19 protein-coding genes and 1 tRNA gene are annotated in these 19809 nt (G+C 70.5%); 8 read left to right on the plus strand and 12 right to left on the minus strand.

The features are described 5' to 3' along the window. Window positions 1-143: 143 nt before the first annotated feature. Window positions 144-230 (minus strand) — tRNA-Leu (locus ABT354_RS26320). Window positions 231-783: 553 nt separating this feature from the next. Here ABT354_RS26320 and ABT354_RS26325 point away from each other — a divergent pair. The 6 genes from ABT354_RS26325 to pknB all read left to right on the plus strand — a co-directional run bounded on the left by ABT354_RS26325 (window position 784) and on the right by pknB (window position 8900). Then, complete coding sequence (locus tag ABT354_RS26325) at window positions 784-1635, plus strand: FHA domain-containing protein (protein WP_351498087.1); 852 nt, start codon at window positions 784-786, stop codon at window positions 1633-1635. 10 nt (window positions 1636-1645) lie between these two features. Beyond that, window positions 1646-2170 carry an FHA domain-containing protein FhaB/FipA gene (locus ABT354_RS26330; protein WP_351498089.1) on the plus strand — a complete coding sequence of 175 codons (525 nt, stop codon included), beginning with the start codon at window positions 1646-1648 and terminating at the stop codon, window positions 2168-2170. 132 nt (window positions 2171-2302) lie between these two features. Beyond that, window positions 2303-3799: a PP2C family protein-serine/threonine phosphatase gene (locus tag ABT354_RS26335; protein WP_502983506.1), complete on the plus strand. Its 1497-nt coding sequence runs from the start codon at window positions 2303-2305 to the stop codon at window positions 3797-3799. 25 nt (window positions 3800-3824) lie between these two features. Then, window positions 3825-5234 (plus strand): FtsW/RodA/SpoVE family cell cycle protein, encoded by a 1410-nt coding sequence (locus ABT354_RS26340; protein WP_351498093.1) that lies wholly within the window; start codon window positions 3825-3827, stop codon window positions 5232-5234. Beyond that, window positions 5231-6685, plus strand: coding sequence for a peptidoglycan D,D-transpeptidase FtsI family protein (locus ABT354_RS26345; protein WP_351498095.1), 1455 nt, complete (start codon window positions 5231-5233; stop codon window positions 6683-6685). The genes ABT354_RS26340 and ABT354_RS26345 overlap by 4 nt, the downstream gene beginning before the upstream one ends. Window positions 6686-6875: 190 nt before the next feature. Then, on the plus strand, window positions 6876-8900 hold the full coding sequence (gene pknB / locus ABT354_RS26350) for a Stk1 family PASTA domain-containing Ser/Thr kinase (RefSeq protein ID WP_351498097.1): 2025 nt from the start codon (window positions 6876-6878) through the stop codon (window positions 8898-8900). A 103-nt stretch (window positions 8901-9003) separates the two neighbouring features. Here the strand turns inward: pknB and ABT354_RS26355 are convergent, their stop codons facing one another. The 6 genes from ABT354_RS26355 to ABT354_RS26380 all read right to left on the minus strand — a co-directional run bounded on the left by ABT354_RS26355 (window position 9004) and on the right by ABT354_RS26380 (window position 13709). After that, entirely contained in the window at window positions 9004-9693 is a 690-nt protein-coding gene (locus ABT354_RS26355) for a class E sortase (RefSeq protein ID WP_351498099.1), read from the minus strand. Window positions 9694-9759: 66 nt separating this feature from the next. Beyond that, entirely contained in the window at window positions 9760-11184 is a 1425-nt protein-coding gene (locus ABT354_RS26360; protein ID WP_351498101.1) for a class E sortase, read from the minus strand. Then, window positions 11181-11819 (minus strand): aminodeoxychorismate/anthranilate synthase component II, encoded by a 639-nt coding sequence (locus ABT354_RS26365; RefSeq protein ID WP_351498103.1) that lies wholly within the window; start codon window positions 11817-11819, stop codon window positions 11181-11183. The genes ABT354_RS26360 and ABT354_RS26365 overlap by 4 nt, the downstream gene beginning before the upstream one ends. Further along, window positions 11816-12034, minus strand: coding sequence for a hypothetical protein (locus ABT354_RS26370; protein WP_351498105.1), 219 nt, complete (start codon window positions 12032-12034; stop codon window positions 11816-11818). The genes ABT354_RS26365 and ABT354_RS26370 overlap by 4 nt, the downstream gene beginning before the upstream one ends. Before the next feature lie 58 nt (window positions 12035-12092). After that, complete coding sequence (locus tag ABT354_RS26375; protein ID WP_351498107.1) at window positions 12093-12893, minus strand: class E sortase; 801 nt, start codon at window positions 12891-12893, stop codon at window positions 12093-12095. 24 nt (window positions 12894-12917) lie between these two features. Continuing rightward, window positions 12918-13709, minus strand: a complete 792-nt coding sequence (locus ABT354_RS26380) for a DUF881 domain-containing protein (protein WP_351498109.1) — start codon at window positions 13707-13709, stop codon at window positions 12918-12920. Window positions 13710-13850: 141 nt separating this feature from the next. On the opposite strand from ABT354_RS26380, the gene crgA reads away from it, so the two are divergent. After that, the gene (crgA, locus tag ABT354_RS26385; protein ID WP_351498111.1) at window positions 13851-14105 is read left to right on the plus strand and encodes a cell division protein CrgA; all 255 of its coding nucleotides are present in this window, start codon (window positions 13851-13853) and stop codon (window positions 14103-14105) included. A 215-nt stretch (window positions 14106-14320) separates the two neighbouring features. Here the strand turns inward: crgA and ABT354_RS26390 are convergent, their stop codons facing one another. Continuing rightward, window positions 14321-15232 carry a rhomboid family intramembrane serine protease gene (locus tag ABT354_RS26390; RefSeq protein ID WP_351498113.1) on the minus strand — a complete coding sequence of 304 codons (912 nt, stop codon included), beginning with the start codon at window positions 15230-15232 and terminating at the stop codon, window positions 14321-14323. A 129-nt stretch (window positions 15233-15361) separates the two neighbouring features. Beyond that, on the minus strand, window positions 15362-15895 hold the full coding sequence (locus ABT354_RS26395; RefSeq protein WP_351498115.1) for a peptidylprolyl isomerase: 534 nt from the start codon (window positions 15893-15895) through the stop codon (window positions 15362-15364). A gap of 236 nt (window positions 15896-16131) precedes the next feature. Between ABT354_RS26395 and ABT354_RS26400 the strand changes: the two genes are divergently transcribed. Then, window positions 16132-16782 (plus strand): DUF5324 family protein, encoded by a 651-nt coding sequence (locus ABT354_RS26400; protein WP_351498117.1) that lies wholly within the window; start codon window positions 16132-16134, stop codon window positions 16780-16782. A gap of 265 nt (window positions 16783-17047) precedes the next feature. Here ABT354_RS26400 and ABT354_RS38110 read toward each other — a convergent pair whose 3' ends face one another. From ABT354_RS38110 to ABT354_RS26415, 3 genes are all read right to left on the minus strand, one after another. Further along, a complete protein-coding gene (locus ABT354_RS38110; protein WP_502983507.1) occupies window positions 17048-17812 on the minus strand; it encodes a DUF6344 domain-containing protein in 765 nt (254 codons plus the stop codon). Between the two features lie 173 nt (window positions 17813-17985). Beyond that, window positions 17986-19023 (minus strand): CU044_5270 family protein, encoded by a 1038-nt coding sequence (locus tag ABT354_RS26410; protein WP_351498119.1) that lies wholly within the window; start codon window positions 19021-19023, stop codon window positions 17986-17988. Further along, window positions 19020-19754: an RNA polymerase sigma factor gene (locus tag ABT354_RS26415; protein ID WP_351498121.1), complete on the minus strand. Its 735-nt coding sequence runs from the start codon at window positions 19752-19754 to the stop codon at window positions 19020-19022. Before ABT354_RS26415 ends, ABT354_RS26410 begins: the two co-directional genes overlap by 4 nt. Window positions 19755-19809 lie beyond the last annotated feature (55 nt).

A 19809-nucleotide genomic window follows, 5' to 3' on the forward strand; every position in this document is an offset into this window, starting at 1 on the left:
ACACGGAAACGAACAATGTGACGAAGGACACTCCGATGAAGGTTTGAACCCAGGACACGGCCGACACCTGAATCATCGGGGCCGAAAAACGTCCGGACATGACGAAACGGGTGGCATCATGATCGATGCCACCCGTTTCGGTGTGGTGCGCGAGGGGGGAGTTGAACCCCCACGCCCTTTCGGGCACTGGAACCTGAATCCAGCGCGTCTGCCTATTCCGCCACCCGCGCATTGGGTGTTGTTGCTTGGTTGACCCGCCTTGCTCGGCGTGTCCCCCTGGCGACATGCAGAAGATTAGCACGCTGCGCAGGGTGGAATCACATCTGTTTGTTCGGGGACGCGGAGTCCCCGCCGGTCCGGCGGCCGGTACGGGCCCGGCGGCGAAGCCGGAGCGGAACCGGGGCGGACCGAAGCCGGACCAGGGCCGGAGCGGGACCGAAACAGCAGCGGACCGAAGCGGAAGCAGAACAGAAGCGGAGCCGAACCGGAGCCGAACCGGAACAGCCGGAAACCAGCGCAGGCGCCCGAGTACGGCGGACGGCGGCGGGCAAACGGCACACAGGGGAAGGAGCGGGACCGGACCCGCCCCCGAGCCCCCTTGCCACCGCCCCCGCTCCTCCCCGGGGCTCCCCGGGTGCGGGACACTGTCAGCAGGGCGCCTCTACGATCCGTGTGAGAGGTGACACTCATCGACGGGGCAGACAAGGGGAACCAGCCGATTTCCCGACGCGTGGATACGATCAGTAAGCAGTATCAGGACGGCGACAACGGAGGAGGTGCCCGATGGGAGTCCTGAAGCGATTCGAGCAGCGCCTCGAAGGCTTGGTCAACGGCACCTTCGCCAAGGTCTTCAAGTCCGAGGTCCAGCCGGTGGAGATCGCCGGCGCCCTCCAGCGCGAGTGCGACAACAACGCCACGATCTGGAACCGCGACCGGACCGTCGTCCCCAACGACTTCATCGTGGAGCTGAGCGCGCCCGACTTCGAGCGCCTGAGCCCCTACTCGGGCCAGCTCGGCGACGAGCTGGCCGGACTCGTCCGCGACTACGCCAAGCAGCAGCGGTACACCTTCATGGGCCCGATCAAGGTCCATCTGGAGAAGGCCGACGACCTCGACACCGGCCTCTACCGGGTCCGCAGCCGCACCCTCGCGTCGAGCACCTCGCAGAGCCCCGGCGGCGGCCAGCCGCCCGCGGGCCCGGGGGACGCCGCCGCCGGCTACGGCAGGCCGCCGTCGGCCGCCTCGCCCCCGATGCCCGCCGGGCCGCCTCCGGGCGCCCGCCCAGGACTCTCCTCCGTACCGGACCGCCCCGCGGCGGGAGGCCCCGGAGCGGGGCCCGCCCCCGCCGGCGGCCAGGTACGGCGCTGGATCGAGATCAACGGCACCCGCCATCAGATCTCCCGCCCGACGCTGGTGCTGGGTCGCAGCACCGACGCCGATGTGCGGATCGACGACCCCGGCGTCTCCCGCCGGCACTGCGAGATCCGGACCGGAACGCCCTCGACGATCCAGGATCTCGGGTCCACCAACGGCATCGTGGTGGACGGGCAGCACACCACCCGCGCTACGCTCCGCGACGGCTCGCGGATCGTCGTGGGCAGCACCACCATCGTTTACCGGCAAGCCGAAGGGTGAAGCGGGGGCAATGTCAGAGCTGACCCTGACGGTCATGCGGCTGGGTTTCCTGGCCGTTCTGTGGCTGTTCGTCATCGTGGCCGTCCAGGTCATCCGCAGCGATCTGTTCGGAACGCGTGTCACACAACGCGGCTCACGCCGCGGTGGCGACACCCGGCCCCAGCAGCCACGCCAGACCGCGCCACCGCCCCAGCGGCAGCAGCCGACCGGACGCCAGTCCGGCGGCCGCCAGCGCCGGGGCGCGCCCACCAAGCTGGTGGTCTCCGAAGGGAGCCTCACCGGCACCACGGTCGCGCTCCAGGGCCAGACCATCACCCTGGGCCGGGCGCACGACTCCACGATCGTCCTGGACGACGACTACGCGTCCAGCAGGCATGCCAGGATCTACCCGGACCGTGACGGCCAGTGGATCGTCGAGGACCTCGGGTCCACCAACGGCACCTATCTCGAACGGACCCGGCTCACCACCCCGACACCGATTCCGCTGGGCGCCCCGATCCGCATCGGCAAGACCGTCATCGAGCTGCGGAAGTAGTAAGACAATGAGCGAGCGGAGCGAGCGAGCCACAACGGTCCCGAAAGCGGACCGGGACCGGCGGCTCCCGACCGGAGGGCGGGCAGTGTGGCGCGAGACCGGCTGTACCCCGAGCCGACCGGCGAGGTGCGCATGAGCCTGTCTCTGCGCTTCGCCGCCGGATCGCACAAGGGCATGATCCGGGAGGGCAACGAGGACTCCGGCTATGCCGGCCCCCGGCTGCTCGCCATCGCCGACGGCATGGGCGGCCAGGCCGCCGGTGAGGTCGCCTCCTCGGAGGTCATCTCCACCCTCGTCCCGCTCGACGACGACGTCCCCGGCTCCGATCTGCTCACCTCGCTCGGCTCCGCCGTGCAGCGGGCCAACGACCAGCTGCGCGCCATGGTCGAGGAGGACCCCCGCCTGGAGGGCATGGGCACCACGCTCACCGCGCTCCTGTGGACCGGCCAGCGACTCGGCCTGGTCCATGTCGGCGACTCCCGCGCCTATCTCCTCCGCGACGGCGTCCTCACCCAGATCACCCAGGACCACACCTGGGTCCAGCGGCTGGTGGACGAGGGCCGGATCACCGAGGAGGAGGCCACCACCCACCCGCAGCGCTCCCTGCTGATGCGCGCGCTGGGCAGTGGCGACCATGTCGAACCCGATCTCTCCATCCGCGAGGTCCGGATCGGCGACCGCTATCTGATCTGCTCCGACGGGCTCTCCGGGGTGGTCTCCCACCAGACCCTGGAGGAGACCCTGGCCAGCTACCAGGGCCCCCAGGAGACCATCCAGAACCTCATCCAGCTCGCCCTGCGCGGCGGCGGCCCGGACAACATCACCTGCATCGTCGCCGATGTCCTGGACACCGACGCGGCCGACCCGATGGCCGCGCAGCTCAGCGACACCCCCGTGGTCGTCGGCGCGGTCGCCGAGAACCAGCTCCAGCTGAACGACGGCGGGGCCATGCAGACCCCGGCGGGCCGCGCCTCCGGCCTCGGCCGCACCCCGCGCGGCCACGGCGACCGGGCGGGCGGCGGCGGTGACGACTACGGCACCCCCGACGGCAGCTTCGACGCGTACACCGACGACGACTTCGAGAAGCCCGGCCGGGGCCGCACCTGGCTGAAGCGCTCGCTCTACACCACCCTCGCCCTCGCGGTGATCGGCGGCAGCCTCTACGGCGGCTACCGCTGGACGCAGACCCAGTACTACGTCGGCACCAAGAGCGGCCATGTCGCCCTCTACCAGGGCATCAGCCAGGATCTGGCGTGGATCTCGCTCTCCGAGGTCAAGAAGGACCACCCGGAGATCGAACTCAAGTACCTCCCGCCCTACCAGCGCAAGCAGGTGGAGGCGACCATCGCCCAGAAGGACCTCGGCAGGGCCCAGGCGAAGATCGGCGAACTCTCCGCGCAGGCCTCCGCCTGCCGCAAGGAGGAGAAGCGCCAGGAGGCGGCCGACAAGGTCGCCGCCGCGCCGCCCGCCAAGGCCACGGCCTCCCCCAGCGCCAGCCCCAGCGGCGCCCCGGAGGACGACCGGAAGAACACCACGAAGAAGCCGACCGCTGCCTCGCCCACTCCTCCCCCGGGACCGGTTCTCTCGGAGGACGAGCAGAAGCTGGCCTCGAACTGCGGTAAGCAGTAATCAGCCGTAGGGGGCCCTCTCCACCATGAGCGTTGTCACCAATACCACCACGATCGGCGCGATCGAAGCACCGAGCCGCCGCAACACCGAGCTGATGCTGCTCGCCTTCGCGGTCGCCATCCCGGTCTTCGCGTACATCAATGTGGGTCTCGCCCTCGACGGCGAGCTGCCCGCCGGTGTCCTCGGCTACGGGCTGGGGCTCGCCCTGCTCGCCGCCGTGGCCCATCTCGTGGTGCGGAAGTTCGCCAAGTACGCCGACCCGCTGCTGCTGCCGCTCGCGGTGCTGCTCAACGGGCTGGGGCTGGTGATGATCTGGCGGCTCGACCAGTCCGAGCGGCTGATCCGCCGGGCCGAGTTCCTCTACGGCGCCTATGCCCCGGACGCCCCCAAGCAGATGCTGTACTCGGCGATCGGTGTGGCGCTCTTCGTCGGCGTGCTGCTGCTCCTCAAGGACCACCGGATCCTCCAGCGGTACACCTACATCTCCATGGCGGTGGCGCTGTTCCTGCTGATCCTGCCGATGTTCTTCCCCGCCCGTAACGGCGCGAAGATCTGGATCAGCCTCGGCCCGATCAACATCCAGCCCGGCGAGTTCGCGAAGATCATCATCGCGGTCTTCTTCTCCGGCTATCTGATGGTGAAGCGGGACGCCCTGGCGCTCGCCAGCCGCCGCTTCCTCGGCCTCTATCTGCCGCGCGGCCGGGACCTCGGACCGATCCTCATGGTCTGGGGCATGTCCATCCTGATCCTGGTCTTCGAGACCGACCTCGGTACCTCCCTGCTGTTCTTCGGCATGTTCGTGATCATGCTTTATGTGGCCACCGAACGGACCAGCTGGATCGTCTTCGGTCTGCTGATGTCGGCCGCCGGAGCGGTCGGTGTCGCCACCTTCGCCACCCATGTCCAGCAGCGGGTGGACGCCTGGCTCAACCCCTTCTCGGACACCGTCTGGGAGCAGAGCAACCAGGTCGGCCAGGCGCTGATGTCCTTCGGCGCGGGCGGCACCCTGGGCACCGGCTGGGGCCAGGGCAACTCCGACCTGATCATGTTCGCCGCCAACTCCGACTTCATCCTCTCCAGCTTCGGCGAGGAGCTGGGGCTCGCCGGGATCATGGCCCTCTTCATGATCTACGGCCTGATCGTGGAGCGGGGTGTGCGCACCGCGCTCGCCGCCCGCGACCCCTTCGGCAAGCTGCTCGCGGTCGGCCTCTCCGGCGCCTTCGCCATCCAGGTCTTCGTGGTGTCCGGCGGTGTGATGGGGCTGATCCCGCTGACCGGTATGACGATGCCGTTCCTCGCGGCCGGCGGCTCCTCGGTGATCGCCAACTGGGCGCTGATCGCCATCCTGATCCGTATCAGCGACACCGCGCGCCGCCCCGCGCCCGCGCCCGCCCCGTCCCCCGACGCCGAGATGACCCAGGTGGTCCGACCGTGAACAAGCCCCTGCGCCGGATCGCGATCTTCTGTGGCTTCCTGGTCCTCGCCCTGCTGGTACGGGCCAACTGGCTCCAGTACTTCCAGGCCGACGAGCTGAACGAGAACGACCGCAACCGCCGGATCGAGATCGACCGGTACGCCAGCGAGCGCGGCAACATCATCGTCGACAGCAAGCCCATCACCGGCTCCAAGAAGACCGACGACACCGACTTTGTCTTCAAGCGGACCTATGTGAACGGCCCCATGTGGGCGCCGGTGACCGGATACGCCTCCCAGGCGTTCGGCGCCAACCAGATCGAGAACCTTGAGGACGGCATCCTCTCCGGCAACTCCGACCAGCTCTTCTTCGACCGCACCATGGCGATGTTCACGGGCGACAAGAAGAAGGGCGGCAATGTCGTCACCACGCTGAACGGCCGGGCGCAGAAGGCGGCCTTCGAGGGGCTCGGCAAGAAGAAGGGCGCCGTCGCCGCGCTGGACCCGGGGAGCGGCAAGATACTGGCGCTGGCCTCCACCCCCTCGTACGACCCCGCCGACTTCGCCGGCTACCGGAGCGCCGACGCGAAGGCGTACAAGAAGCTGGACACGGACAAGGACAAGCCCATGCTCAACCGGGCGCTCCGTGAGATCTACCCGCCCGGCTCCACCTTCAAGGTGCTCACCGCCGCCGCCGCGCTGGAGCACGGCAAGGTGACCGATGTCGACGAGCCGACCGACACGCCCGAGCCGTACATCCTCCCGAACACCCGCACCCCGATGACGAACCTCGCCCAGGGGTGCGAGAACGTCAGCCTGAAGAAGGCCCTGGAGATCTCCTGCAACTCGGTCTTCGCCAAGCTCGCCGACGAGGTGGGCCGGGAGAAGATGCTGGAGACCGCGGAGAAGTTCGGCTTCAACAAGGAGCACTTCACCCCGGTCCGCGCCGCCGCCTCCGTCTACGACAAGGAGATGGAGCGCTCGGAGAACTCGCTCTCGGCGATCGGCCAGTTCAACACCGCGACCACCCCGCTCCAGATGGCGATGGTCGCCGCCGGCATCGCCAATGACGGCAAGCTGATGAAGCCGTACATGATCGACCGGCTGGAGTCCCCCGATCTCGACGTGATCAAGCAGAACGAGCCGGAGGAGCTGAGCCGGCCGCTCTCCCAGGACACCGCCCAGCGGGTCCAGGAGCTGATGGAGAACGTGGTCGACAGCGGCAGCGGCCGGAACGCCCAGATCCCCGGCGTCAAGGTGGGCGGCAAGACCGGTACCGCCCAGCACGGTGCCAACAACAGCAAGCGCCCCTACGCCTGGTTCATCTCGTACGCCAAGACCGACGAGGGCTCCCCGGTCGCCGTCGCGGTGATCGTGGAGGACGCGGGCGGCACCGCCCGGGACGACATCTCCGGTGGCGGTCTGGCCGCGCCGATCGCCAAGAAGGTGATGGAGGCCGTTCTGAAGAAGTGACCGAGGTCACGCCCGTCCTCCGCGGTGTCTGCCATGTCTGTCATTTCTGCACAGGGCGATACCGGTCAGGTATCAGGTGACGGTCGCGGACCGGCCGGGCCGCGCGGGCCCGGTAGCGTAGTCGCGAACAGCACACCGCCGGGCCACCCCACGGCCCGCCGGCGGACTGACGGAGAGGGCTGGAACAGTTATGGAAGAGCCGCGTCGCCTCGGCGGGCGGTACGAACTGGGCTCGGTGCTCGGCCGCGGTGGCATGGCGGAGGTCTATCTCGCACATGACACCCGTCTCGGCCGGACCGTCGCCGTGAAGACGCTCCGGGCCGATCTCGCCCGTGACCCGTCCTTCCAGGCCCGGTTCCGCCGCGAGGCCCAGTCGGCCGCCTCGCTCAACCATCCCGCGATCGTCGCTGTCTACGACACCGGCGAGGACTATGTCGACGGGGTCTCCATCCCCTACATCGTGATGGAGTACGTCGACGGCTCCACACTCAGAGAGCTGCTGCACTCCGGGCGCAAGCTGCTGCCCGAGCGCACGCTGGAGATGACCATCGGCATCCTCCAGGCGCTGGAGTACTCGCACCGGAACAACATCGTCCACCGTGACATCAAGCCCGCGAACGTCATGCTGACGCGCACCGGGCAGGTCAAGGTGATGGACTTCGGCATCGCGCGCGCCATGGGCGACGCGGGGATGACGATGACCCAGACCTCGGCCGTGATCGGTACGGCCCAGTACCTCTCGCCCGAGCAGGCCAAGGGCGAGCAGGTCGACGCCCGCTCCGACCTGTACTCCACCGGCTGTCTGCTGTACGAGCTGCTGACCGTGCGCCCGCCCTTCATCGGGGACTCCCCGGTGGCCGTGGCCTATCAGCATGTCCGCGAGGAGCCGCAGGCCCCGTCGTCGTTCGATCACGAGATCACGCCCGAGATGGACGCCATCGTCCTCAAGGCGCTGGTGAAGGACCCCGACTACCGCTATCAGTCGGCGGACGAGATGCGGGCCGACATCGAGGCCTGCCTCGACGGCCAGCCGGTCGCCGCGGCGGCGGGCATGGGCGCGGCCGGCTACGGCGGGTACCCCTCGGAGGAGCAGCCCACCACGGCGATGCGGCCGGCCGATCCGGCGGTCGCGCAGACCTCGATGCTGCCCCCGGTCAACCCGGACGACGGCGGTTTCAACGGATACGACGACGGCCGCGGACGGCGGGGGCGGCGCAAGTCCTCCACCTCCACGGTGCTGCTGGTGGTCGCCGGTGTCCTGGTGCTGATCGGCGCGATACTGATCGGCCGCACGGTCTTCGGCCCCGACCCCAAGGTGGGCGACATCCCGGTGCCGATCCTGGTGGGCATGACCCCCGAGAAGGCGCAGCGGCAGGCGACCAACGCGGATGTCGAGATCACCCAGTCCGGTTCGGAGCGGTGCGATCAGCCCAAGGGCACGATCTGCAGCCAGAGCCCGGACGACGGCAAGATCGCCAAGGGCGAGACCATCACCTATGTGCTCTCCGAGGGCGCGCCCAAGGTCGAGGTCCCCGATGTCACCGAGAAGTCGCTGGAGAACGCGCGGGACCAGCTGACCCGCAAGGGCTTCAAGGTGAAGGTCGAGGAGTCCGAGTCCGCGAGTGAGGACCCGGGTACGGTCCTCGACCAGGAGCCGTCGGGCGCCAGCATGGCCGAGAAGAACTCGACCGTCACCCTCACCGTGGCCAAGCAGGCCATGAAGACGGTGCCCCCGGTGGAGGGCAATCAGCTGGCCGGGGCCCAGACCCAGCTCCAGGTGATGAACTTCCAGGTGAAGGTCGAGTACATCGACTCGGACCAGCCCAAGGACCAGGTCATCGAGCAGAACCCCAAGGGTGGCACCCAGGCGGCCGAGAACAGCACGGTGACGCTGAAGGTCTCCAAGGGCCCGGAGCAGGTCGCCCCGGTCCCGGGGCTGACCGGCAGGACCCTGGCCGAGGCGCGGCAGCTGCTGGCCCAGGCGGGTCTGGAGCTGGGCGAGATCGACGGCCCGGACGGGGACAACGCCCGGGTGGTCGACCAGGACCCCAAGGGCGGTCAGCAGCCCGGCGACGAGAAGAAGGTGAACGTCGTCACCGCCGACTTCAACGGCGACCAGGGAAACCAGGGCGACAACGGGAACGGTGACTCCGGGGACGGCGAGGAGTCGGACGGCGACGGCTGGTTCGGCGGCAGCCTGGGCGGCCGTCCCTGACCCTCCCGCCCCCCTGAGGCACTGACCTTCCTGCCTCCCTGCGGCCCCTGAGGCCCTGAGCCCCGGCCCCGGTGTCCCGAGCGGACACCGGGGCCGCCGGTTCTCAGCGCAGTTCGGCGGGCGGGGTGCGGTCCGCGTCCACCGGGACCTCCCGGACCAGCTCGCCCCAGACGATGTAGCGGTAGTCCGAGGTGTAGATGGGCGTACAGGTGGTCAGGGTGATGTACCGGCCCGACCCCGTCCGCCCGGACTGCTTCGGGACCGGCTTCAGCACCTCCACGTTGTACTTGGAGGTCTGCGGCAGCGCCTTGTAGACCTGGTAGACGTACCAGGTGTCCCGGGTCTCGAAGACGACCGGATCGCCTTCCTTCAGCTTGTGGATGTTGTGGAACTTGGCGCCATGGCCGTCGCGATGGGCGGCCAGGGTGAAGTTGCCCTTCTTCTGCCAGGGGAGCGCGGACTTCACCGGCTCGGTGTAGTAGCCCGCGACCCCGTCGTTGAGCTGCTCGGGCGTGGTGCCCTTCTTCACCAGGACCTCGTCGTCGTCCATGGCGGGGACATGCAGAAAGCCGATGCCGTCCTTGGTGTCGAGCGCCCCCGGCTTCGCGTCGGGGGCGGCCTTCGCCCAGCCGTCACGGACCCGGTCCGCCTGCCGGCCGGACTCCCGGTCGGCGAGGACATTGGTCCACCACAGCGAGTAGACGACGAAGAGCCCGAGGACGACCCCTGCGGTGATCAGCAGCTCGCCGAGGAAGCTGATGGCACCGGCGATCCGGCTGCGCGCACGTGACACTGCGTCGTTCCCGTCTGGGCCGCGGGCCCTCCGATGGTCCCTTCAAGGCCTGTCTTAGGGCCTGTCCTAGCCTACGAGCGCATCGGGTTTGCCCTTGTCACGCGGCCGTTCCTCGACCATCTCACCCCAGACGATCATCCGGTAGGTGCTGGTGAACTCCGGGGTGCAGGTGGTGAGGGTGATGTACCGGCCGGGTTTGGTGAAACCGGATCCCGGGGGTACGGCGCGGAGCACCTTGATGTTGGAGGGCGGGGTCTGCGGCAGGATGCTCGCCATCCGGTAGGTGTAGTACCGGTCCCGGGTCTCGACCACGATGGGATCGCCGGGCTTGAGGCGGTTGATGTAGCGGAACGGCTCGCCATGGGTGTTGCGATGGCCCGCGACCGCGAAGTTGCCGGACCGGGCGGAGGGCAGCGGCGTCTTGAGCCCGCCCTCGCTGTAGTGGCCGACCATGCCCCGGTCGAGCACCTTCTTCTTGTCGATGCTGGCGGCGACCGGGACGGCCACATCGAGCTTGGGGATGTACATGATCGCGAAGCCCTCGCCGGGCCGGAAGCTCCCGGGGTCGCGGCCCGCCGCCCAGGCTTCCTGGATCTTGTCCCGCTCCCGGTCGGCCTGGTGTCCGGCGCGGATATTGGTCCACCAGAGCTGATAGCCGACAAAGAGCAGCATCACCACGCCGAGGGTGATGAAGACCTCGCCGACGGCCCGGCTGAGGACCACGACCGGGCCGGCCTTGGTCGAGCGGGCGGCCCTCCGCCGCGCGGCCCGGCCCGCCCCCGACGCCCTGGGCCCGGATTCCGCTTCCCGTTCCGTTTCCCGTTCCGCTTCGGGCTCCGGCGATGGCTCCGGCGATGGCTCCGGTGGCTGTTCGTAGGCGGGTACGGGGTCCTGGGCGGGTACGGGCGCGTATCCGGCGGGCGCGCCGCCGTACGGGTCGTGCCCCGGCCGTCCGTACCCGGGGTCGTGTCCCGTGTCCTGCCCCGGGGGGCCGGTGTACCCGTACGGGTCCGGGTACGCGGGTGGCACGGGCGGCGCGTACCCCTGGCCGTATCCGGGCTGGGCGTACCCCGGCTGGGCGTACCCCTGTGGCTCGTACCCGGGCTGCGGGTGCGGCTGTGGATCGTACGGCTGGGGCGCGTATCCCTGCTGCCCGTACCCCTGCCGTCCGTACTCCTGCTGTCCGTACTCCTGCTGCTCGTACTCCTGCTGTCCGTACCCGGCCTGCGGGTAGGGCTGCTGCTCATACCCGGGCTGCCCGTACGGCGGCTGTGGCGGGTACGGCTGGGGCCCGTACCCCTGCTGTCCGTACCCCTGCTGTCCGTATCCGGGCTGCCCGTACCCGGGCTGCCCGTACCCGGGCTGGGGGTACGCGGGCTGGGGGTACGCGGACGGCTCGTACCCCTGCTGCTCGTAAGCCGGCTGCTCGTACCCCTGCGGCCCGTACCCCGGAAGGGGCTCGTACCCCTCCCCAGGGTGCCGGTCGGTCACGCCAGGGCCTTGCCCACCACCGGGGCGAGGCCGGCCGAGCGGCCCACCGCCCCCCGGTCCCCGCACTCCTCCAGCCAGTTGGCGAGCATCAGATGGCCATGCTCGGTGAGGACCGACTCGGGGTGGAACTGCACCCCTTCGACCAGCAGCTCACGGTGGCGCAGCCCCATGATGATGCCGTCCTCGGTCCAGGCGGTGACCTCCAGCTCCGCCGGCACCGTGGAGGGCTCCGCCGCCAGCGAGTGGTAGCGGGTGGCGGTGAAGGGCGAGGGCAGCCCGGTGAAGACGCCCTTGCCCTCGTGGAGCACCGGGGAGGTCTTGCCGTGCAGCAGCTCGGGGGCGCGGTCCACGACCCCGCCGTAGGCCACCGCCATCGACTGCATGCCGAGACAGACCCCGAAGACCGGGACCCCGGTGGCGGCGCAGTGCCGCACCATCTCGACGCAGACCCCGGCCTCCTCGGGGGTGCCGGGGCCCGGCGAGAGCAGGACGCCGTCGAAGCCGTCCTGGGCATGGGCGAGGGAGACCTCGTCGTTCCGTACCACTTCGCACTCCGCGCCGAGTTGGTACAGGTACTGGACGAGGTTGAAGACAAAGCTGTCGTAGTTGTCGACGACCAGGATGCGTGCGCTCATCGGGCGGTTTCCTCTTCGACTCCGGGTGCGACTCCGGTGCCGGCGCCACCATCGCCCGCTCCGTCGACCGTGACATCGTTGAACGGCAGCAGGGGCTCGGCCCACGGGAAGACGTACTGGAACAACCCGTACACCACCGCGAGCAGCAGGACGAGCGATATCAGCGCCCGGATCCACGCGTTGCCCGGCAGATGCCGCCAGATCCAGCCGTACACGGGCCTGCCCCTTCCGTTCGGTACGGCTCCAGATTACGGGCCGACAACGTCCTGCGGGTCAGCTGAGCAAAGCTTCCGGTTTGCCGTCGGTCACAGCCCGGGTTCCGGCCAGCCGGGCCCAGACGATCAGCCGGTGGCTGCTGCCCCATTCCGGTTCGCAGGTGGTGAGGGTGAGATAGCGGCCCGGCCGGGTGAAGGGGGACCCCCGGGGCACGGGGTCGACCACGCCGATATCGCTCGGGACGGTACGGAAGGGACGCCGCGCGACCCGGTAGGTGTACCAGGTGGTGCCGTCGGTGAGGACGATCGCGTCGCCGGGGCGGAGCCGGGGCATGTCCTTGAAGGGGTCGCCGTAGGTGCGGCGGTGTCCGGCGACCGCGATGTTCCCCCGCTCCCCGGGGCGGGCGGTGGACCGGTAGTGGCCGAGCCCCTTCTTGAGGGTGGCGACGGCGGTGCCCTCCAGGACCGGCCAGTCCCAGCCACGGCCGAAGCGGGGTATGTACATCACGGCGAAGGGCTCACCGGCCCGGAGAGCGGCCGCGGGCCCCCGGGTGGCCGGTGGGGCCTGGGTGGTGCCCCGGGGGCGCTCCGGAGCGGTGGAGGGCTCCCCGCCGGGGGTCGGGACGGCGCCGGGGGCCGGGTCGGCGGAGGCTTTCGGGGGGACGGCGGAAGCGGGTGCGGGCGGGGCGCGGCTCTCGATCCGGCCCTGGGCCCAGCGGTCCTCCAGCCGGGCCAGCTCCGCGTCGGCGGCGTCGGCGGCCTGGATACCGGTCCAGAAGACCACATGGACGACAAAGAGGATGATCAGCACCCCGACGGTGATGCACAGCTCGCTGAGGAACCGGACGGTCCGTCGCACGGCGGCGCCCCCTGTCCGCCCCCGCTACGGGGAACCGTCGGACGGCTCCGGGTCCAGGGGCTGCGCATGGTGGAGATCCACTGTGCCGGAGTAGCCGGGAAGAGTCACCGTGTCGCGCCCGTCGACTTTCCAGCCGAGCCCGTACGCCTTCACATAGAGCCGGTAGTTCTGGACCGCCTGGGACCTCTCCAGGGCGCTCTCCAGCCGGTCCCGGTCACCCACGGCGGTGATCCGGTACGGGGGTGAGTAGACCCGGCCCTGGAGGATCAGGGTGTTCCCGACGCAGCGCACGGCGCTGGTGGAGATCAGCCGCTGGTCCATGACCTGGATGCCCTGTGCCCCGCCCTGCCAGAGCGCGTTGACCACGGCCTGGAGGTCCTGCTGGTGGATGACGAGATCGTTGGCCTGGGGATCGGGGTAGCCGGGGGCGGCACGGGCGTTCGGCGGGGCGTCGTCGAGAGTGACCGTCAGCCCCTCGCCTCGGGTCTCCTCGGTCCCCGCGGCCCGCTCCAGCGCGCCGAGCCGGGCGTCCTCCGCCTCGGTGGACTCGTCGTCCCGGTCGGCGAGGGAGTCGACCTCGTCGCGGAGTCCCGCCGTGGACCGCTCCAGCTCCCCGTTGCGGGCGCTGCGCTCCTCGATCAGGTCCGAGAGCTTCAGCAGCGAGTCGTCGGTGCGCAGATCGGTGCCCTTGGCGGTGTTGAAACTGGTGACGAAGATCAGCCCCGCGAGGGCGAAAATGGCGGCCGTCAGCAGGCGACCGGCCCTTCTTCCGAGCAGTCGGACCGGCCCTGGCCTGGAGTTGGCGGAATTGCTCAACGTACCCTTATCTCCTCAGGAGCCGCGGAAGCACTACGCTAACGGACGCCCCGGGGAGGCGGTGGTGCCCGTCGCTCCAGCCCCGGACGCCAGCCACAGTCCCCTGCGCGGTCACGCAGCGCATCGACAGGAGAGTCCCTCGTGCCGAAGTCACGGATCCGCAAGAAGGCCGATTTCACCCCGCCGTCGTCCAGGACGCCGCAGAGCATCAAGCTGACGAACCGCAGCTGGGTGGCTCCGGTGATGCTGGGACTGTTCTTGATCGGACTGGCCTGGATCGTCCTTTTCTATGTCACCGAGGGCAAGCTGCCGCTCAAGTCCATCGGTGACTGGAACATCGTCGTCGGCTTCGGCTTCATCGCCGCCGGCTTCGGTGTCTCCACCCAGTGGAAGTAGTTATCCACAGCAGTTGTCCACAGTGGGGAAAAGGTCAGACGATCTGTGGATAACCTTTCATCGTGTTGACGCCGGTGTGATCGTTCCCGCCGTCCGGGTGAGTGTGCCGCCCCTTGTCCCACCGGGAAAACCCGGATCGGGGACAAGGGGCACACGCGTTCCCCACGGTCCGCGCGCGAGCGGTCGCACACTGTGGACAACCGGTGGACAACCCTTCACACCAGGGCGGCCGTCCTGGCCAGCACCGCCACCACCACGGCGAGCAGCACGACCGCACAGGTGGCCGTCTGCACCAGGCGCCGACGCGCCCGGGGGGCGTAGACCAAGCCGGCGGCGATCAGCGCGCCCGTCACCAGCCCGCCGATGTGCCCCTCCCAGGAGATGTCGGGACGGGCGAAGGTCATCACCAGGCTGATCGCGAGGATGATCGCGACCGGGCGCATGTCCATCCGGACCCGGCGGGCCAGCACCACGAACGCGCCCATCAGCCCGAAGATGGCGCCCGACGCCCCCAGCGAGGGCTGGTTCGGCGCGGCGATCACAAAGGCGAGCGTGCTGCCGCCGAGCCCGGAGAGCAGATAGAGCGCGAGATAGCGGCCGCGCCCCAGCGCCGGCTCGACCATCCGGCCCAGGAACCAGAGCCCGAGCAGGTTGAAGAGGATGTGCGACAGCTCCTGGTGCAGGAAGACCGCTGTCAGCAGCCGGTACCACTGGTCATGGGCGACCCCGACGATCTCGTCGAGCTGGGGGCTGTAGGCATAGCCGATCAGCTCCACCTCGGAGACAAAGCGCTCACCGAGCGCCAGCACCAGTGCGTACACCGCGACATTGAGCGCGATCAGCACCTTGGTGACGAGGAAGGAGTCGTCGTGGAGGGAGCCGCCCGCGATGGTGCGGGGGGCGCTCGCCGACGCGCTGTGCCCGGTGCCCGACCCTCCCCGGACGCACTCCGGGCACTGGAAGCCCACCGAGGCGCTGACCATGCACTGCGGGCAGATGGGCCGCTCACAGCGGGTACAGCTGATGCCCGTCTCGCTACCGGGGTGGCGATAGCAGTCGGGCAGCCCGGCGGGATCCCGCGGGTCCGGTCCCTGCGGCTCCTTCGGACTGCCTGGCACCTGTTCCATGAGATCCCGTCTCCTCCCGAATCCCCCGTGGCAAACACACCGCCCCGTCCATCCAGACGGATGGACGGGGCGCCTTTGTTCCCTGGGCCCGGCCCGGGTCTTCCTCCGGCCCGGCCGAAGCGGCGGGAATCAGCCCTGTCGGGTCTCGATCACCACGGACTCGATCACGACATCGTTGACCGGGCGGTCGGTGCGCGGGTTGGTGTCGGTGGCGATGATGGCGTCCACGACCTTCTTGCCAGCCTCGGTGCTGACCTCGCCGAAGATGGTGTGCTTGCCGGTCAGCCAGGTGGTCGGCGACACCGTGATGAAGAACTGCGAGCCGTTGGTGCCCGGGCCGGCGTTGGCCATGGCCAGCAGGTACGGCTTGGTGAAGGCCAGCTCCGGGTGGAACTCGTCGGCGAACTTGTAGCCCGGACCACCGGTGCCGTTGCCCAGCGGGTCCCCGCCCTGGATCATGAAGCCCTCGATCACGCGGTGGAAGACCGTGCCGTCGTAGAGCTTGTCGGTGGTCTTGGCGCCGGTCGCGGGGTTGACCCACTCCCGCTCGCCCTTGGCCAGCTCGACGAAGTTCTTGACCGTCTTGGGCGCGTGGTCCGGCAGCAGCCGGATCTCGATGTCGCCGTGGTTGGTCTTCAGGGTGGCGTAAAGCTGCTCGGCCACGGTCCTGCCTTCCGTATGACTGCTCAGGGATATTTCTGGGTCGCCACGATCCTCGCACGGACGGCCGCACACGCGGAAAAGCCTCCGGGGGAGCGGAGGCGTGGATGACCCGGTTGCCCGTCCCGCATGCCGGGCACACGGTCAGCGGGCATGATGTGCCAACAGGCGGAAAGGTGAAATGTACTGAACCGGGAGCTTCATCGCGCCCCGGGACGTCACCGAGGAGGAGGATCCCCGTGACCCGCATGGACAGCGTGCGCGCCGCGACCGATTCGGCCAGGGAAAGCGTGCTGCACGCCGCGGAAGTGGTGGCACCCTACGCCGGTACGGCCCGTGACCAGGCGACGCACTACGCGCACGAGGCGCGCGTACGGATCGCGCCGAAGGTCTCGGCCGCCACGCATCGGGCCCGTCTCCAGGCCCGTCATCAGTACGACGCCCATCTGGCGCCGCATGTGCCGCCCGCGGTGGACGACGCCGCTCACCGGGCCGCGCTACAGGCCCGCAGGGCCGCACGTCAGGCGGCCGACTTCAGCAGGCCCCGGGTGGAGCACGCGCTGGCCGCCGCCGGTCCCGCACGGGACGAGGCGCTGGCCCGCTCCTCCGCCGCGCTGGCCGCGCTGCGCGGTCAGGTGACGCCGGACGACGTACGGAAGGCGGTACGACGGCACGAGCGGCGGTCGAGGGCCGCCCACGCCGGGAAGGTCGTGGTGATCGTGGGCGCGGTCGCGGTGGGCGCCTTCGCGCTGTGGAGCTGGTGGGACCGGCAGGCCAATCCCGACTGGCTGGTGGAGCCGCCGGCGGCGACCGAGGTGCCGGAGCCGGGCGGGCTGTCCTCGGTGGACGGCAGCCCGGAGGCGGGGGCCCCGGAGCCCCGGGAGCACTGACGGCGGACGGGTACGGAGGGCCGGGCCGGGAGCGTCCGGCCCGGGACGGTCGGCGGGGACGGGCTCCCGCACCGGCGGACCGGGCCGCCCGGGGACTTCTGGAGCTTCGGGCACCCCGGGTGCGCAGGGGGCGCCGGGAGCACCCGGGGTGCGGGAGGCACGGGACCTGGCGAGCGGGTGCCGTGCCGGCGGCGGGCGGACAAGCGGGCGGCCGGGCGGGCGGATGAAGGGGGACCGGAGCCGAACACTCCGGATCGCCGGGGCCTCATGCCGCCGTCGTCAGCCGTGAGCGGTCCGGTGTGCGCTCCGCTCCCCGTACCGCCCGGGAGACGACCGTCACCGAGCCCGAGTCCAGTGCGACCGGGTCGAGCGAGGGCAGTTTGCGCACGGAGGGCGAGGAGTTGTGGGCCTCGGCCCGGATGCGCTGCTTGATGGTGGGCGGCAGCGAGCGGGCCCGGGATCCAGGAGTCCAGCGACTCTGTGCGGGCACCCGGTGCGCCAGGGCCACCGAGCGCGCGGTGGACCGTACCGAGGAGCGCGCGGTGGCACGTACCGCCGTCCGGCCGTCCGTCGGGCACTGCGCTCCACGGGCCGTGCGAGGCACCCGGGGTGTCCCGCAGGGCGCCGTGCGGAGTGCGGACCTGCCGCCGGGACGGGATCCGGACCGGGAGCCGGGCCGGGAGCCGTCCACCCGTCCGGCGGGACGCCGGGTGGCCGGTACGGTACGCCGGGCGGGCGCCGTTCGTACCCCTGTACGGGTAGGGGTCCGGCGGCCGGTGGCGTGTGCCCCGGTCCTTTCCCCCCGTACCGCCCGGGGGACGACCGGTGTCCCGGGCCGGTCCGGCGCCGGGCCGTGGACCTCCACCGGGGCGGGGGTCGCGGGGACGGTCCGGGGTGCGGACCCCTCGGGCGCCACCGGGGCGGCGGCCCGGCGGGCGGTGAGCGCGTTGCTCAGCCCCATCCAGGTGAGCAGTGAGACAAAAGCGGTGACCAGCGCGGTCCACAGATTTCTGACCGTGACGGAAGCCATGACCCCTCGCTTTCGGGTTGGGCGATCTACATACCTTTCTCATGATGTGTATGCGTCTCCGGTTGCGAAGGACCGACGCAGCCGCTACGCAGTTCTTCTGATGAACACCACCCGTACGGACCATTCCGGCGTGCGGAAAACGCCCCGGCGTGCGGTCGTGGGACCGGAGCGGGTCATCCCCGCCGCGTCCAAGAGCCGGGGCGCTCGCCCTTCTCGTCCACGACGGCGTGGCCCCGGTTGGCGATCATCGAGAGCACGGCGCCCTTCCGGTGCCACTTGCCGCCCTTCAGCGCCACGGAGCGCTCCCCCAGGTGCTCATAGGTGACGGGGTCGAAGTGCCACTCGCTGCGGACCCCGCCGTTGTGCCGGGCGATGGCGAGGGCGTCCCGGCCGATGCCGTCCTCGACGCCCTCGATCACCCGCACACCCGGGATCTTCGCCGCGGCCCGGTAGAGCGCGGCGGAGAGCCTCGGCGGGGCGATCTGCCCGCGCAGCAGATCGCCGATGGTGGTGAACGCCTTCTCGTGCCGGCCCTGGTCGGAGCCCTCGGTGTCCCGGTAGATCTTCGCGAGCAGCGCATCCGGGTCGGTCGGCAGGGTCTTGAGGTAGCCATAGGTGGGCGCCTCCACCGAGGGGGTGAAGGGTTCGCCCTCCCCCAGCGGCTCCCCCCGGGGGGCGTTCACGCCCTCCTCGATGTACCAGCCGTTCCGTCCGTCGGGGGAGTTCCAGTCCTCCCGGGTGTGCGGGGCGACCGGCCGGTTGCGCATCCCGTCGCCGTCAAAGGTGGTGACGGTGGACGAGACGGTGGCCCGCGTATAGAGGAACTGGCCGTCGCGGGGCTCCTGGATCTTCCGCCTGGCCGCGGCGTCCGAGATCAGGGCGACGGTGGCGGCCACCTTCCGGCTGGTGCCGGAGTCCAGCTCGACGGAGCCGCCGGCCCTCTTCCCGCCCTCCGCCGCCGGTCCGCCCAGGACGCCGGTGAGCACCACCCCGGCGAGGGCGAGCGCGGTGACCGGGACGGCGACGAGCAGCGACCGCCTCACCCGGGTGGCCGGGGTCCTGGTGTCCGCTCGCTGTATCTCACGCATCAGATGCTCCTCCAGCACATATCGGCGGTCGCCCGGCAGATCCGGCTCACCGGGCGCGGGCAGCAGCCGCGCCAGCTCCGCGTGGTCGAGCGGCTCCTGCCGCCGCCAGGGGGTGCGGTTCATCGGGTTCTCTCCTCGTACGACCGGGCCGCTTCCGCGCGGCCACCCTGTACTTGTCCGCGGCGCGTGGCGGGTTCCCCGCCTTTTTCCGGGTGGGTCCGCGTCCCCGCCGGTTCGGCGTGCGGTTCGCCGGGTGGTTCGCCGTGCGGTTTGCCGGGCGGGGCACCGCGCCGGGCACCGCCCGCTTCGCCGCGCAGCTCCTGCTGGGCGAGGGCGCGCAGCCGCTTCCGGGCCCGGGAGAGCCGGGAGCGGACCGTGCCGACGGGGATGCCGAGTGCCTCGGCCGCCTCGGCGTACTCCAGCCCCGACCAGACGCAGAGGGTGAAGACCTCCCGGTCGGCGCGGCGCAGCCGGCCCAGCGCGCGCTGGGCGGCGGCGAGCTGGGCGGCGTCGGCGAGGCGGCCGACGAGTTCGTCGGCGAAGTCGGGGACGGCGTCGCGCGGGGGCAGCCGGTCGAGGGCGGCGCGATGGCGGCGGGCGGCGCGGGTGGTGTTCCGCAGCACATTGACCGCGATCCCCATCAGCCAGGGCCGTGGGCCCGGCCCTTCGTCCCGCAGCCGGTGCCGCAGCCGCCATGCCTCCAGGAAGGTGAGGGAGACGACATCCTCGGCGAGGGCCCAGTCACCGGTGGTCCGTACCGCGTGCCGGTGGACCAGGGGGGCGTGGGCGGCGAACAGCTCCCTGAACGCCGACGGGTCGCCGTCGCGTATCCGGGCGTGCATCGTGTAGTCCACATGGGTGGTTGTCCGGAACGCGGGGGGTGGTTCCCATGATGTGGATCACACGCCG

Origin of the sequence: Streptomyces sp. NPDC000594, assembly GCF_040299965.1 — a bacterium.
Classification (GTDB): Bacteria; Actinomycetota; Actinomycetes; order Streptomycetales; family Streptomycetaceae; genus Streptomyces.